The organism is Marinobacter xiaoshiensis, assembly GCF_031631795.1.
Taxonomy (GTDB): domain Bacteria; phylum Pseudomonadota; class Gammaproteobacteria; order Pseudomonadales; family Oleiphilaceae; genus Marinobacter; species Marinobacter xiaoshiensis.
On the sequence record NZ_JAVMBO010000017.1, the window covers coordinates 284,714 to 297,832 of the forward strand.

15 protein-coding genes are annotated in these 13,119 nt (G+C 54.1%); 3 read left to right on the forward strand and 12 right to left on the reverse strand.

From position 1 onward, the window contains the following. Positions 1–32: 32 nt before the first annotated feature. The gene (locus RKA07_RS13125; protein ID WP_310966512.1) at positions 33–899 is read left to right on the forward strand and encodes a phosphoribulokinase; all 867 of its coding nucleotides are present in this window, start codon (positions 33–35) and stop codon (positions 897–899) included. A gap of 42 nt (positions 900–941) precedes the next feature. On the opposite strand, the gene speD is transcribed toward RKA07_RS13125, so the two are convergent. Both speD and RKA07_RS13135 read right to left on the reverse strand, forming a co-directional pair. Further along, positions 942–1,736: an adenosylmethionine decarboxylase gene (gene speD / locus RKA07_RS13130; protein WP_200202240.1), complete on the reverse strand. Its 795-nt coding sequence runs from the start codon at positions 1,734–1,736 to the stop codon at positions 942–944. Positions 1,737–1,900: 164 nt separating this feature from the next. Further along, positions 1,901–2,329: an OsmC family protein gene (locus tag RKA07_RS13135; protein ID WP_200202239.1), complete on the reverse strand. Its 429-nt coding sequence runs from the start codon at positions 2,327–2,329 to the stop codon at positions 1,901–1,903. 264 nt (positions 2,330–2,593) lie between these two features. On the opposite strand from RKA07_RS13135, the gene crp reads away from it, so the two are divergent. After that, positions 2,594–3,235 (forward strand): cAMP-activated global transcriptional regulator CRP, encoded by a 642-nt coding sequence (crp, locus tag RKA07_RS13140; RefSeq protein WP_100638015.1) that lies wholly within the window; start codon positions 2,594–2,596, stop codon positions 3,233–3,235. Here crp and RKA07_RS13145 read toward each other — a convergent pair. From RKA07_RS13145 to RKA07_RS13175, 7 genes are all read right to left on the reverse strand, one after another. Next, a complete protein-coding gene (locus tag RKA07_RS13145) occupies positions 3,232–4,104 on the reverse strand; it encodes an alpha/beta fold hydrolase (RefSeq protein ID WP_200369773.1) in 873 nt (290 codons plus the stop codon). The genes crp and RKA07_RS13145 overlap by 4 nt on opposite strands. A gap of 101 nt (positions 4,105–4,205) precedes the next feature. Then, positions 4,206–5,285 carry a molybdenum ABC transporter ATP-binding protein gene (gene modC, locus RKA07_RS13150; RefSeq protein ID WP_310966747.1) on the reverse strand — a complete coding sequence of 360 codons (1,080 nt, stop codon included), beginning with the start codon at positions 5,283–5,285 and terminating at the stop codon, positions 4,206–4,208. Then, positions 5,285–5,962, reverse strand: a complete 678-nt coding sequence (modB, locus tag RKA07_RS13155; RefSeq protein ID WP_200202237.1) for a molybdate ABC transporter permease subunit — start codon at positions 5,960–5,962, stop codon at positions 5,285–5,287. The genes modC and modB overlap by 1 nt, the downstream gene beginning before the upstream one ends. Before the next feature lie 20 nt (positions 5,963–5,982). Beyond that, positions 5,983–6,762, reverse strand: coding sequence for a molybdate ABC transporter substrate-binding protein (gene modA, locus RKA07_RS13160; RefSeq protein ID WP_227714719.1), 780 nt, complete (start codon positions 6,760–6,762; stop codon positions 5,983–5,985). Positions 6,763–6,857: 95 nt separating this feature from the next. Next, the gene (locus RKA07_RS13165; protein ID WP_310966513.1) at positions 6,858–7,220 is read right to left on the reverse strand and encodes a winged helix-turn-helix domain-containing protein; all 363 of its coding nucleotides are present in this window, start codon (positions 7,218–7,220) and stop codon (positions 6,858–6,860) included. Continuing rightward, positions 7,213–8,130, reverse strand: coding sequence for an alpha/beta hydrolase (locus RKA07_RS13170; protein WP_200202235.1), 918 nt, complete (start codon positions 8,128–8,130; stop codon positions 7,213–7,215). Before RKA07_RS13170 ends, RKA07_RS13165 begins: the two co-directional genes overlap by 8 nt. A 47-nt stretch (positions 8,131–8,177) precedes the next feature. Beyond that, complete coding sequence (locus tag RKA07_RS13175) at positions 8,178–8,918, reverse strand: glutathione S-transferase family protein (RefSeq protein WP_310966514.1); 741 nt, start codon at positions 8,916–8,918, stop codon at positions 8,178–8,180. A 176-nt stretch (positions 8,919–9,094) separates the two neighbouring features. Between RKA07_RS13175 and RKA07_RS13180 the strand changes: the two genes are divergently transcribed. Continuing rightward, positions 9,095–10,072, forward strand: coding sequence for an META domain-containing protein (locus tag RKA07_RS13180; RefSeq protein WP_310966515.1), 978 nt, complete (start codon positions 9,095–9,097; stop codon positions 10,070–10,072). Here the strand turns inward: RKA07_RS13180 and RKA07_RS13185 are convergent. The 3 genes from RKA07_RS13185 to RKA07_RS13195 all read right to left on the reverse strand — a co-directional run bounded on the left by RKA07_RS13185 (position 10,042) and on the right by RKA07_RS13195 (position 13,061). Continuing rightward, a complete protein-coding gene (locus tag RKA07_RS13185) occupies positions 10,042–10,881 on the reverse strand; it encodes a substrate-binding periplasmic protein (RefSeq protein WP_310966516.1) in 840 nt (279 codons plus the stop codon). The two genes, RKA07_RS13180 and RKA07_RS13185, sit on opposite strands and share 31 nt — an antisense overlap. Before the next feature lie 104 nt (positions 10,882–10,985). Then, positions 10,986–12,017: an ATP-binding cassette domain-containing protein gene (locus RKA07_RS13190; RefSeq protein WP_200202231.1), complete on the reverse strand. Its 1,032-nt coding sequence runs from the start codon at positions 12,015–12,017 to the stop codon at positions 10,986–10,988. Between the two features lie 9 nt (positions 12,018–12,026). After that, positions 12,027–13,061, reverse strand: coding sequence for an ABC transporter permease (locus tag RKA07_RS13195; RefSeq protein ID WP_310966517.1), 1,035 nt, complete (start codon positions 13,059–13,061; stop codon positions 12,027–12,029). Positions 13,062–13,119 lie beyond the last annotated feature (58 nt).

The following is a 13,119-nucleotide window of genomic DNA, read 5'->3' on the forward strand; positions in this document are numbered from 1 at the left end:
GAATTTTATACAACCGGCGGCGCACCTAAGCCATGTCAAAACGTCATCCCATTATTGCGGTAACCGGCTCCTCCGGTGCGGGCACCAGTACCACAGGCCAGATATTCCGGCGCATGTTTGCGAATGAGGGGCTGACGGCAGCGATGGTCAGCGGTGACAGTTTTCACCGCTATAACCGTGAGCAGATGGCCCGGCTGGCTGCCAAGGGGCAGTTTGGTGAACGCAATCACTTTGCTCTTGCCGCCAACCACATTGATAAGCTGGAAGCACTGTTTTACGACTATAGCCACACAGGCAATGGCCGATATCGCGAATATGTGCACGATGAGGATCGTGACTTGCAGGCCGAAGGCCATAAACCGGGCACCTTTACGGCATGGGGTTCGCTGCAGGCAGACACGGATCTGCTGTTTTACGAGGGTTTGCACGGGGCGGTAGTCAGCGAAGCTTACAATATTGCCCAGTACGTAGACTTGATGATTGGCGTGGTGCCTATCGTGAACCTCGAGTGGATCCAGAAAATACACCGGGACACCCATCAGCGCGGCTACAGTCAGGAAGCCGTGGTTGCGACCATCATCAACCGCATGGATGACTACGTTCACGATATAGTGCCGCAGTTTTCACATACCCATATCAACTTTCAGCGTATCCCTCTTGTGGATACGTCCAACCCGTTTGTGGTCCGGGATGTGCCCACCGAAGACGAAAGCATGTTTGTTATCCGGTTTCGGGATGCGTCAGACGTGGATTTTTCCTACCTGCTGCAGGCGATACAGAACAGCACGCTGTCACGCCACGACACTCTGGTGATTCCGGGCACAAAAATGGCGCTGGCCATGGATCTTATTGTAAGACCGATGGTGCAGCGCCTTATTGCACAGAAATCTTTCGCCTGAATATGCCAGGGTTGTGCCTGGCAGAAGCCTGGCCGGGTACTCTTACTCCATGTTGCGTGAGTAGAATATCTCCAGCTTTTCGCGACGAAGCCGTTCTTCAATAGAGCGGGCAATCTCCGGATCCAGATCTTCGGCATTTTCACCAAAAACGTGATTGTCCAGGTTGAACTCTTTCACCATCATTTTGGTGTGGAAGAGGTTTTCCTGATACACGTTCACATCGATCATTTGATAAGCGTTCTGTGTATCTTCGGTCAGGTAGTTCTGGATTGAGTTAATGTCGTGATCAATGTAGTGCTTGGTGCCGTCTACATCGCGGGTAAAGCCGCGTACCCGGTAATCAACGGTCACCACGTCAGAATCAAAACTGTGGATCAGGTAGTTTAAAACCTTCAGGGGCGAAATCAGGCCGCAGGTTGATACATCGATGTCTGCCCGGAAGGTGCTGATACCCTCGTGGGGGTGGCTCTCGGGGTAGGTATGCACCGTCACGTGGCTCTTGTCCAGGTGGGCTACGATGGTGTCGGGCAGCGGGCCGGGTGATTCTTCGTTGTCTGGCTCTTCACCGTCGGTCAGCTCATGCTCAGCGATGAGCATGGTAACCGATGCCCCATGGGGCTCGTAATCCTGACGGGCGATGTTGAGCACGTTGGCGCCAATGATCTTGACCACATCGGTCAGTATCTGGGTAAGGCGCTCTGCGTTGTACATCTCGTCGATGTAATCGATATAGCCCTCACGCTGTTCTTCAGTCTGCGCATAACAAATGTCGTAGATATTGAAGCTCAGGGATTTGGTCAGGTTGTTGAAACCGTGCAACTGGAGTTTTGATTCCATGCTCAGCCCCTCCGATCTATGGAGATGAATGACGGCAGGGCGGTAGTAACACGCTCTGCGCAGGCCGCCGCCGACAAGGGTTCAGGTTGTTCACCTTTTGCACTAGCCGGCGGAGAAAGGGCGGTATTATGCACGCCCCGTTGTGCGTTGAATAGTGCTATGGGTCAGGCTTGATCCGCAGTGCGGATTTCGTGGCTGTGGGTGATTTCCACGCCGGCTTTTTCAAGCATGATCGAAGCAGAGCAGTACTTCTCGGCAGACAAACTGACGGCGCGTTTTACCTGGCTTTCTTTCAGGTTGTGGCCGGTCACCACAAAGTGCAGGTGAATCTTTGTGAACACCGAAGGCACGGCATCTGCACGCTCGGCTTCCAGCTCAGCATGGCAGGCAGTGACATCCTGGCGGCTTTTTTTCAGAATGCTCATCACATCAAAAGATGAACAGCCTCCGAGGCCCATCAGCAAAAGCTCCATCGGGCGGGGGCCCAGGTTTTCCCCACCGTGGTCAGGTGGGCCATCCAGCTGCACAGAGTGGCCAGTACCACTGGTAGCTCGGAAGCTGGCATTGCCGGTCCAGTCTACGGTTGCTTTCATCAAGGCTGTGCTCCTGTTGCGCGGTGGCGGGCAATGGCCCGCCTGGATAGTAGCGAATGGACAGGATGCTAGCATAACCGCTAGTCTCTGACAGTCGATGGCGAAAGCCCTTGATACATTTCGTATACTGTTTCCAGTTGCCCAGAGCTAACCTTCTTGTTATAAGTTGTTATGTTATTTGGCAAAAAAATAAACCCGCATGGAAAGCCGGGTGAACAACAAACATCGGATCCCGCCAGTATTTGAGGAGGCATAACCCGCACCATGGCCACAATCATTAAGCCAGTTGAGCAGAAAACAAAGCATCTCGACTATTTTCTTTCTCAGTGCCATCGCCGTCGCTACCCGGCCAAGAGCACCATTATTTACGCGGGCGACAAAAGCGACTCCCTCTTTTACATCGTTAAGGGTTCCGTCACGGTTATCATTGAAGATGATGATGGTCGTGAAATGATCATGGCCTACCTCAATGCCGGAGACTTCTTTGGCGAGATGGGGTTGTTCGATAATATGGATTCCCGCAGTGCCTGGGTGAAGGCAAAAACCGAGTGTGAGGTGGCTGAAATCAGCTATCCCAAATTCCGGGAAATTGCCCAGCAGGATCTTGGAGTTCTCTATTTTATTGGCGAGCAAATGGCGTCGCGCCTGCGTCAAACCACCCGTAAAGTGGGTGATCTGGCATTCCTGGACGTCACTGGTCGGGTTGCCCGTACCTTGCTTGATTTGTGCAAGGAGCCAGACGCCATGACTCACCCGGATGGCATGCAGATCAAGATCACACGTCAGGAAATTGGGCGAATTGTAGGCTGCTCCCGGGAGATGGTTGGCAGAGTGCTTAAAACCCTTGAAGATCAGGGGCTTGTGCGGGTAAAAGGCAAAACCATGGTGGTTTTCGGAACCCGTTAAGAGCGAATAAAGCTGCGTACTGCACTGGCAATGGCGTCTGGTTCTGTGAGCTGCGCCCAGTGCGGTGCGTTTAATTGCACTCGAGTAAGTTTGCCCACCCACTGGTTTAGCTGTCCGAACAAGTCGGCACCCACATAATTGTCTTGCTTCAGAATGATTAATTGCACCGGGCAGCTCGCGAACCTTGGTTGCGGCATGAGCAGACGGGACAGGAAGTTGGCCCGGTATAATCGCACTCCGTAACGTCCGTCATCCTTCTGAGTACTGCTGAAACAGGCATCTGCTACTCCCTCCCGCTTCTGCAATATGACCGGCCACTTTCTATCAAGCCCCAGGCTCCAGATAGCTTCCGGTACAACGGGTATCTGAAACAGAAATACGTACCAGGATTTAAGCAGCTGCCTGGTCATTCTCACTGGCCCACCACCGCTCAGGTTTGAAGACTGTGCTCTTAGCCAGGCCCCGACATGATCGAGACAGGGGCCGGAAATCGATGTGAAGGAGAGAATGCGCTTCTGAAGAGGGCCTGAGCCCACAGACTCCCAACTTTGTATGGAACCCCAGTCGTGGGCCAGCAGATGAAACCGGCGGTTAGGCAACAACTCATCCACAACGGCTTCAAGATCCTGCGCGAGCAACGACAAGCGATAGTCCCGTGTGCGAACCGGCTTGTCTGAAAGGCCTGCACCCCGAACGTCGTAGCGCACGAGAAAGAAGTCTGAAGCCAGAGCGCTAACAACCTTGTCCCACACGCGGTGGTTGTCCGGGTACCCGTGAACCAGCACCAGAGGTATGCCGTCAGGATTCCCCTCGGTCACGGCATGCAGTGAGATGTTGTTACTGGTGATGCGGTGGGTGTTGTACATCATTGCAGGCCCGTTATCAGGAGTTGAACGGTGTATGCAAGGAAGCTTACGTGTCTGAATCCCTAGAGGCTGTGGCCAAAAGGGCCATAACCCGGTCCGGTTGATCAATCGACAATGGCGACTGACTTGATCTGCATCCAGACTTGCTGTCCGGGCTCAAGGGCCAGAGTGTGTACGGCTCGGCTGGTAAGGCGAGAAAGAAAGGGGGTTTGCCCTGCCAGCAAGCGCACAATGGATGTGCCCGGGCTGACCTCGAAAGCTACTTCATCAACGATTGCAGGCAACAGATTCTGGATGCTCTGATCGGTTTGCTTGCTCCGGGCCAGGCTGATATCCCTTGCGAGCACCTGCAGCCGAATTTTATGCCCGATCATCAGGCTCTCATCTGCACGCAGCCAGAGGTGGCCGCCTCCAAAATCAGCACGGCACAGATGCCATTGCTCATCCCGTTCTGACAGGGTGGCATCGAGAATCACCCCGGCATCTTTCTCAAGCCCGAAGGGTTGGTTCGTGCGTGCCATGATCTGTTGCAGTGGGCCTTCAGCAACAACCCTTCCGCCATCCATCATCACGATGTGGTCTGCCAGTCGTGCAACTTCGGCTGTGGAGTGGGACACATAGAGCATGGGGATGGCCAGGGTGTCCCGCAAGGCTTCCAGGTAGGGCATGATGTCCAGTTTGCTGGCCTGGTCGAGGGCAGACAGGGGTTCATCCATCAGCAGCAACCTGGGGCTTGTGAGCAGTGCCCGGGCAATGGCTACGCGCTGACGCTCTCCGCCAGAGAGTTTTTCAGGCATACGGCCAAGCAGGCGCGAGAGCCCCAGCCATTCAACCGCCTGATCGAAGGATATTTGGCGGTCGCTTTGGGGAATGCGTTTGTACCCGTACATCAGGTTGCGCTTTACCGAAAGGTGGGGGAACAGGCTGGTTTCCTGAAACACGTAGGCCAGGGGCCGTTGATGGACGGGGCGGCTGCCAGTTTTGTTCTGCCATTCGTCACCGTTAACGCGCATGATTCCTTCTGCCGCCTGCAGGCCTGCCATGCAGCGCAGCAAGGTTGTTTTGCCGCAGCCTGAATGCCCGAAGAGGGCGGTGAGCCCGCTACCTGGCAGGTTCAGATCAACGTCCAGTTCAAATGTTCCAACCTTGCAGGCGAAACGTGCCTGTATTCCAGGTGCTGCCATCATTTCACCAGCCCCGACTGCAGCCGGCCATTGAGTGAATACAGGGTTACAAGTACAACAAAGGAGAAGACAACCATGCCCGCAGCCAACCAGTGAGCCTGGGTGTACTCCAGGGATTCCACATGGTCGTAAATGGCCACCGAGAGCACCTTGGTTTCGCCGGGGATGTTGCCGCCGATCATAAGTACAACGCCAAACTCGCCGATGGTATGGGCGAAGGTGAGCACGCTGGCGGTCAGAAAGCCCGGCCTTGCCAAGGGGATCACGATAGAAAAAAACTGGTCCCGGGGCGATGCCCGAAGCGTGGATGCGACCTCAAGAAGTTGCTGATTAATGGAAGCAAACGCATTTTGCAGGGGCTGAACGGTAAACGGCAGGGAATAGATTACCGATGCAATGACCAGACCTTCGAAGGTGAACGGCAACAAACCAAGCCCCAACTGCTCGGTGATCTGGCCAACCATGCCTTTCGGGCCCATCAGCACCAGCAGGTAGAACCCCAGAACCGTAGGCGGCAATACCAGGGGCAAGGCAACAATCGCTGCAATAGGCTGCCTTATCCAGTGATGGCTACGGGCCAGCCACCAGGCAATAGGTGTTCCTACAACCAGAAGTATGGCCGTGGTGAAACCTGCAAGCTTCAAGGTGAGCCACACTGGCTCCCAGTATATGTCCATGGAGTTGCCCGGTTTACGGTTTAATGATCGGTCTCATAACCAAAGCTTTCAATAATATTTCGGGCTTTGTCACCGCGCAGGAATTCAAGCCACTGATGGGCGGCATCGTTATTTTTGCTGCGAGTCAGAAGAATAGCCTGTTGGTTGATGGGGGAATAGTCGGCTTGCGGAATCAGCCATAGGGAGCCGCCTTTGTCATCCCAGGCGCGCACCTGTGAGAGCGCGACAAAGCCGGATTGGGCGTTGGTGGTTGCAACAAACTGGAAGGTCTGGGCAATAGAGTCGCCGCGTACCAGGCGATCCTGCAAGGCGTCCCAAACACCCATCTTGATGAGAACTTCCTGGGCCGCGAAACCGTAGGGCGCTGTTTTCGGGTTCGCAATCGCCAGGCGAGCAAACTCGCCAGACTCAAGCCAGGCCTTGGGGTCATCAAAGGTACCGGGTACCGGGCTCCAGAGCGCAAGTTTGCCGCGTGCATAGGTGAATCGTGTGCCTGCTACGCCTTGGCCATTTTTTTCAAGCAGTTCGGGGCGAAGGCTGTCGGCAGCAAGAAAAACATCGTACGGCGCGCCGTTATCAATTTGGGCGTAGAGCTTGCCGGTGGAGCCGTAGCTTGCAACTGCCTCCAGCCCGGTTGTTTCACCAAAGGCAGCAATGAGTTCACGTGTCGTGTCGGTAAAGTTGGCGGCCACGGCGATGCGCACATCGGCGGCGAAGGCAGTGCTGGCTGATGCCAGAGGTAGAAGGATTGTCAGGCATAGAGCTGCCAGCTGGCGATAGAGCTTTGTTTTCATGAGCATGGATCTTTCTCCTTGTATCCGCTCGGATATAACGCTGAGAATAATATAGTCGCCGTGGGTCGGATACAAGAGAATTAGCGTGTTGTCTGGAAAACTCAGGGCGCAGGCTTGTCTCTGAGTAAGGTCGCCAGCTCAACGAGTTCGGGGCGCTCTGCTACGGCTTTTTCGTACTGCCGATAGAGCATGAGCACCTTTAGCCCCTCTTCTGAAAGCTCAGCACCACCGCCCTGATTGCCACCTGTGGCGGTGAGTACCAAAGGCTTCTGGAAGCAGGTGTTCATGGTGTCTACCAGCAACCATGCGCGCCGATAGCTCATTTTTAAAGCTCGTGCGGCCGCAGAGATTGAGCGGTGCTGCTGAATCAATTCAAGCAATTGAGCCTTGCCAGGCCCGAGAGCGATGGCGTGGCCGGCTTTGAGTCTTAGCCTTGGAACCAGGCGTTCATTACTATCAGGCATCGGTTATATTTCTCCGGGTAAGCAGCGATAGCACGTGTTCCCGAACCTCTTCGGCGTTGGTTTCATTTAGCATCTCATGGCGGCCGCCTTCAAATAGCCGAAGGCTGGTATCTCTTACACCGGCTTGGCGAATGTCTTCAAAGTGCCGGGTAATGCCTTTGCTCATTTCCCCTACGGGGTCATCTGTGCCAGCAAACAGGTGAACCGGAAGATCTTTGCGCCACGCGGAAGGTCTGATTGTCAGCATCCCTTGAATGAAATCATGCCACAGGCCTGTGGTGCACTCGAATCCGCAGAGTGGGTCTGTAATGTATTTGTCTACCTGGGTAGTATCCCGGCTTAGCCAATCGCAGTCGGTCCGGTTGGGCTTGAACATACGGTTAAACTTGCCGAAGGACATTTTTGCAATCGTTGGGCTTCGGTGATGCTTGCCGTGGAATCGCCGGATGCCGTTAATCAGGATTCCGGATACCCATAGCTGTGGTCGGTGAATGCGGTTGGTGGCGCTGAGTATCAACATATCCAGAGAGGCCGGGTGTTGCTGTGCGCAACTTTGGGCTATGAACGACCCCATGCTGTGCCCAAGCAGGGCAAGAAGGATTCCGGGGAAGCGCACCCGGGTATCCAGTAATACGCGGTTCAGGTCGTCGACGACTTTCCCCCAGCCGTCTGTATCGCTGTAGTGCCCAAGCTGGTCAGGAGTGCAGCCAGGGCCATGCCCCCGGTGATTCATAGTCACAACGGCAATGTTCCGTTCTGTCAGCCACCGGGCGAAATCAGCGTAGCGCTCGGCGTGTTCTGCCATGCCATGGGCGATAACCAGGACTGAACGAGGCGTGTCCGGGGAAAAAATCGCGCCTGTAATGGTGTGGTTATTCTGGCCATTCAGGCTCAAAGATTGCTCTTGCATGGTGTGTACCGGATGCTATTGGGGGCAGTTAATGGTCTGCCACAAGGTTATCGGTGCTCATTATAAACCCGGTTGAGTATCAGCAACTGTGGCTGCCACTGGTTGAGCCAGGCTTTTATTTCTTTCGGTATTCTCGCTGGCTTTGGCCAGGGAACCGGGTAGGCCTCTGGTTGAAACAAAGGTGCAAACAGGGATGCGGCTGTCAGATCGGCGCGGGAGAACGCGTCGCCGGCCAGAAACGGCTGCTGACTGTAGATTTCTGCCAGTTCAGCGAGTAATTCTTCCAGTACCTTCCGGGATTGTTCGGCGGTTTTCTCATTGATCTTCATCCACTTCCGCATAACTTCGTTTACCCGGCTGAATGCCAGGCTTAGCAGGATGCGATTGTAGAAGGGGGTACCTGCAGCGAGTAACGGTACCACTATTTTCGGGCGCTGCAGAAAATGGTGGTAGGAATAGCAGCGCACGGCTGGCCCAGCCAGATCATCGAGGCGTTTTTCCCACGCCAGAGCCTGAGCTTTTGCCGGCTCATCAACTGGGGTAATGGGGTTGTCGGGGAAGGTGCGTTCAAGATAGTCGAGAATGTTGGAGGAACCCTGAATAACCTCACCCTCGTGGACCAGAACAGGTACAGATGCCCCCGCGCCTTTGGTGAGCTTTTGCATGGTTTTTATATGCTGCCCAGGCAGAAGGTTTGTGGTTTCATAATTGAGATTCTTGTAGTCCAGTGCCCAGCGGACTTTTTCGCAGTAGTGGGATATTGCAAATTGGTAGAGCCTGAGTGCCATGGGCTGCCTCCTGAGTGAGAAGGCTCAGCATAGCGTCGTGCCCGATAGATAAAAAGTGGAAAGGGGTACTCGGGTTGCGTGTTTTAATGGCTGCCGGGCCCCGGCAGTTGGTTTTTAGGCATATGAGACATTAAGATGCCACCATTCATTCACGATCTAACACTCAAGGTGTGTCTATGTATTTGCAGCGCTTTTTGAAGGCATCTGCCGTCGCCGCGACGGGGCTTTTTATCTCCGCGTGTGCCTCGGGGCCAAAGACCTCGGGTGCTATTGGCAGCTACCAGTGTGGTCAACTGGATGTCACGGTTGCCAACGCGGGCGATGGCGATTTACTGGGTGTTGATTACCAGGGCAAACGGCTACTCCTGAAACCAAAGCAAAGCGCGTCTGGTGAACTTTATGTGGCCACCGGAGATGATCAGACCCAGTTCTGGAGCAAAGGTGAGCGGGCCACCTTTACTGTAAAAGGCCAGACTTATCCCGAGTGTTTGCAGGCCGGAGCGCTGGAAATGCCGTTTGAAGCCACTGGCAATGAGCCTTTTTGGCACATCCGTGTAGATGGCGAGGAGCTGGTAATGAACCGCCCTTATGACACCGGAGAACCCGAAAGAGTTGCTCTGGAAACAACCGTTGCAAACCGCCACGGCCGGGAGTTTCGTGGCGAGCTGGAAGGCCAGGAACTTACGATGAAAGTTGCTCGCCAACTGTGTGAAGACAACATGTCGGGTGCCCAGTTTCCGGCTCAGGTTCGCCTTGAATTGAACGGTGAGGTGTTTCAGGGCTGCGGCGGTGATACGGACCGCCTGTTCCGGGGCGCTGAGTGGGTTGTTGAAGACCTCGCAAACGCGGGCATTATTGACCGCTCCCGTATAACCATCGAGTTTTTTGAGGACAACCGTGTTGCCGGCAGGGCTTCATGCAACCGTTACGGCGGGCAGTACGAACTCACAGCTGAAGGAGTGAGCTTTGACCACATGTTTGCCACGAAAATGGCTTGCGCGCCTGCTTTGATGAATCAGGAAGATCGTTTTCTGGAGCTCTTATCAAAAGTGAAGCGTGCTGCTATTGGGCGTAACGGTGAGTTGGTGCTGACAACGGACGCGGGCGAGACCATCACCGCGTTTCAGTCAACTGAGAGTAAAGGCACCCCGTAGCTGGCAAGAATGTCATCGAACTGACCTGATTGTCGCAGATTTCTGATGCCATCCGACAGGATGCGTGCCAGCTCGGCGGCTTTCGGGTTTGCAGGTGAAAACGCAATATAGAAGGGTGCGCGGTGGATTTCGCCGGCGTCCCGAGGCGCAGGCAACGCTGCCTGGTTCTGCAGTGCCCAGTTCATCACAAGCTCATCTTCTACAAAAATATCTGTCCGGCGTTGATCAAGTAGAACAACTGCACGGCTCAGGGGAGCGGGTCCGGACAATAGCCATACACTGCCCTGATTTTGGTGGTTGCGCTCAATGTAACTGTCCAGCTCAGGTGAGTAAGAGTAGCCGTTAATGGCCAGCAGTGTGCGCCCCTTCAAAGAAGCTATTCCGTTATAAACCCACTGGCTTTCAGCGTTGGTGTAGAGATGTGTTCGTGAAATTCCAATGGGTTCCAGAGGGAATATGAAATCCGGTACATCCCCCCTGAATGCGCCTACTACAGCATCTGCGTGATTTTCTTTGGCAAGCTGAATGGCTCTCGCCCAACCTGCATTCATGTATTCGACGCGGTACCCAGCGGAAGCAAAGACCGCTCTTGCTATATCTATGGCATAGCCCTCGCGGCCGGAACCAGCGATACAGTTGTGAGGACACCAAGGGTCTGCGGCAATGATAACGGTAAACTTGTCACGATTTGCAGACAGGGTTACATCAGGCGTGTCAGCGGATTGTGATGTAATGCTGGCTGGCTTTTCATCCGGGGGAGAACAGCCGGCCAGGCTGATAAATAAGACTGCAAGTATCGCTCGGAGCATGTCAGGGGCCAGAGTACTTTGGGCAGGAATATGGTGGAATAATAGACCACACACCCCATTTTGTATCGGCCCCGAATAATTAATCCAGGCTGTCGCGGCGTTTATTAGTCGCTTGAGGGCACCAGCGCTCTTGTCAGAGCTTTCATGCACAGGCTTCCGACTGCCTCGCCGTTGCGTACCACTCTGAATACCTTGTCAGTATCGCCACCAGACAGAGAAAGCACAGTTTCCAGATTGTCTTTTTCGGAAAGGTCTCCGGCATAATCTGTGTCCTTATCAACATCGCGGCTCATGATCGAGCGTACCCGAAGAACCCGTGCGCGATTTATGTCGTTTATAAAGGCGACTATGTAAGGGTCGTTGGGGTTGAGCAGGATGTCCTGGGGGTCACCTTGTTGCACTACTTCTCCATCTTTGAGTATCACCAGGTGGTCGGACAGCTTCAGTGCTTCGTCCAGATCGTGGGTGATGAACACAATGGTTTTTTGCAGTTCACCCTGCAGTTCCAGTAGCAGATCCTGCATGTCTGAGCGGATCAGTGGGTCCAGAGCCGAGAAGGCTTCGTCCATCAACATCACGGGCGAGTTGGAAACCAGCGCCCGGGCTATGCCTACCCGTTGCTGCATGCCGCCAGACAGCTGGTGGGGAAACTGGTTTTCGTTGCCCTCAAGCCCAACTCTGGCCAGCCACTTTACCGCCTCACTTTCGAAATCTGCGACTTTCGAACCTCGAATGTTGAGCGCCATACCGGCGTTCTCAAGTACCGTTTTGTGGGGCAGTAACGCGAACTTCTGGAACACCATGGACATCTGTTCCCGCCGCAGCTGGCGCAGTTCTTCCTCGTTCAAATCCAGAACGTTCTTGTCATCAAGGTGAATTTCACCGGCGGTAGGTTCAATCAGGCGGTTCAGGTGGCGGATCAGAGTGGATTTGCCAGAGCCCGAAAGCCCCATAATAACGGTGATCTTGCCACTGAGGATATCTACGTTGATATCCCTCAGTCCAAGAACATGGTTTTGCTGATCCAGAAGGTCCGCCTTGTTCATGCCCCGTTTTACATACTCAAGCGCCACGTCTGGCGTGGGGCCGAAGATCTTGTAGAGGTTTTTGATGGAAATCTTTATATCATTTGCCACGTGCTGTCCTCACTGCTTTTGGGTGGCATTGATGCGTGCCAGAGATGCTTTGGTAACCCGGTCAAGAACCACCGCCAGGATCACGATACCGAGGCCAGCTACCAGGCCAACGCCGAGTTCCAGGTTGCGGATACCGCGAAGTACCAGAACACCCAGGCCCGGTGCGGAAACAAGTGATGCAATAACAACCATCGCGAGACTCATCATGATGGTCTGGTTTACGCCAGCCATAATGTTGGGTAAAGCCAGGGGAATCTGAACCTTGAACAGCTTCTGTCTGGGCGTCATCCCGAAGGCATCCGCCGCTTCGATTACATCCTTGTCTACCAGCCGGATACCCAGGTTGGTCAGCCTCACCACCGGCACAATGGCGTAGAGAATAATGGCGATACCGTAAAGCTTGGATTCCGTCACACTGAACAGGAAGATCAGCGGAATCAGATAAACAAAAGGTGGCAAGGTCTGCAGCATGTCCAAAACCGGGATTGTCAGCCGTTGCAAGGTGTCACTTCTGGACATGGCAATGCCTATGGGCACACCAAACAGTACACAGAGGAAAGCGCAGACGAAAATGATGGCAAGGGTCTGCAAGGCGTATTCGTAGTAATCGATGAACGCCAACAGACAAATACTGACGCCCACAAACAGCACCAGTTTCCAGGATTTGGTGACCAGAAAAACCACCGCCAACATGATGGGGATGATGATCCACCAAGGCGTGTTGAGCATGCCGTAAAGGGCGCCATCAAGTGCCCAGCTTAGCGGCTGGGTTAGTGGGTCAAGCACCAGGCTCAGGTTGTCTTTTACTGCAAGGAAGCCCTCTTCAAGGCCTTTTGTAAGCTCTCTGGATTGGGGGAATGCGGCGCAGGAGTCGTTAAGCGCGTCCATCGACGGGAACGGAACGTCCCACAGGGATTCTGGCTCTGCATCTTTGCCCTTGGCTTTGGCGAGCAGATCAGCCATCGACATCGGGCCGTCTTCTTTACCTTTCGCGCACCAGTCTTTTAACCCAAGTGCTGAAAACAGGGAGTCGTAGGTTGCCATCTTTGTTTAGCCTCTTCTGCGCATGGGGAGCCATACGCCACAGATTCAGTTGTTCTCA

Coding starts and splice junctions, on each gene's coding strand:
- modA (WP_227714719.1), bottom strand. CDS start 6,762: ATGCTCATGAAAACAAAGCTCTATCGCCAGCTGGCAGCTCTATGCCTG.
- RKA07_RS13195 (WP_310966517.1), bottom strand. CDS start 13,061: ATGGCAACCTACGACTCCCTGTTTTCAGCACTTGGGTTAAAAGACTGG.
- RKA07_RS13175 (WP_310966514.1), bottom strand. CDS start 8,918: ATGGCACTCAGGCTCTACCAATTTGCAATATCCCACTACTGCGAAAAA.
- RKA07_RS13185 (WP_310966516.1), bottom strand. CDS start 10,881: ATGCTCCGAGCGATACTTGCAGTCTTATTTATCAGCCTGGCCGGCTGT.
- RKA07_RS13180 (WP_310966515.1), top strand. CDS start 9,095: ATGTATTTGCAGCGCTTTTTGAAGGCATCTGCCGTCGCCGCGACGGGG.
- crp (WP_100638015.1), top strand. CDS start 2,594: ATGGCCACAATCATTAAGCCAGTTGAGCAGAAAACAAAGCATCTCGAC.
- RKA07_RS13135 (WP_200202239.1), bottom strand. CDS start 2,329: ATGAAAGCAACCGTAGACTGGACCGGCAATGCCAGCTTCCGAGCTACC.
- RKA07_RS13125 (WP_310966512.1), top strand. CDS start 33: ATGTCAAAACGTCATCCCATTATTGCGGTAACCGGCTCCTCCGGTGCG.
- speD (WP_200202240.1), bottom strand. CDS start 1,736: ATGGAATCAAAACTCCAGTTGCACGGTTTCAACAACCTGACCAAATCC.
- modB (WP_200202237.1), bottom strand. CDS start 5,962: ATGGACATATACTGGGAGCCAGTGTGGCTCACCTTGAAGCTTGCAGGT.
- RKA07_RS13145 (WP_200369773.1), bottom strand. CDS start 4,104: ATGATGTACAACACCCACCGCATCACCAGTAACAACATCTCACTGCAT.
- RKA07_RS13165 (WP_310966513.1), bottom strand. CDS start 7,220: ATGCCTGATAGTAATGAACGCCTGGTTCCAAGGCTAAGACTCAAAGCC.
- modC (WP_310966747.1), bottom strand. CDS start 5,285: ATGGCAGCACCTGGAATACAGGCACGTTTCGCCTGCAAGGTTGGAACA.
- RKA07_RS13170 (WP_200202235.1), bottom strand. CDS start 8,130: ATGCAAGAGCAATCTTTGAGCCTGAATGGCCAGAATAACCACACCATT.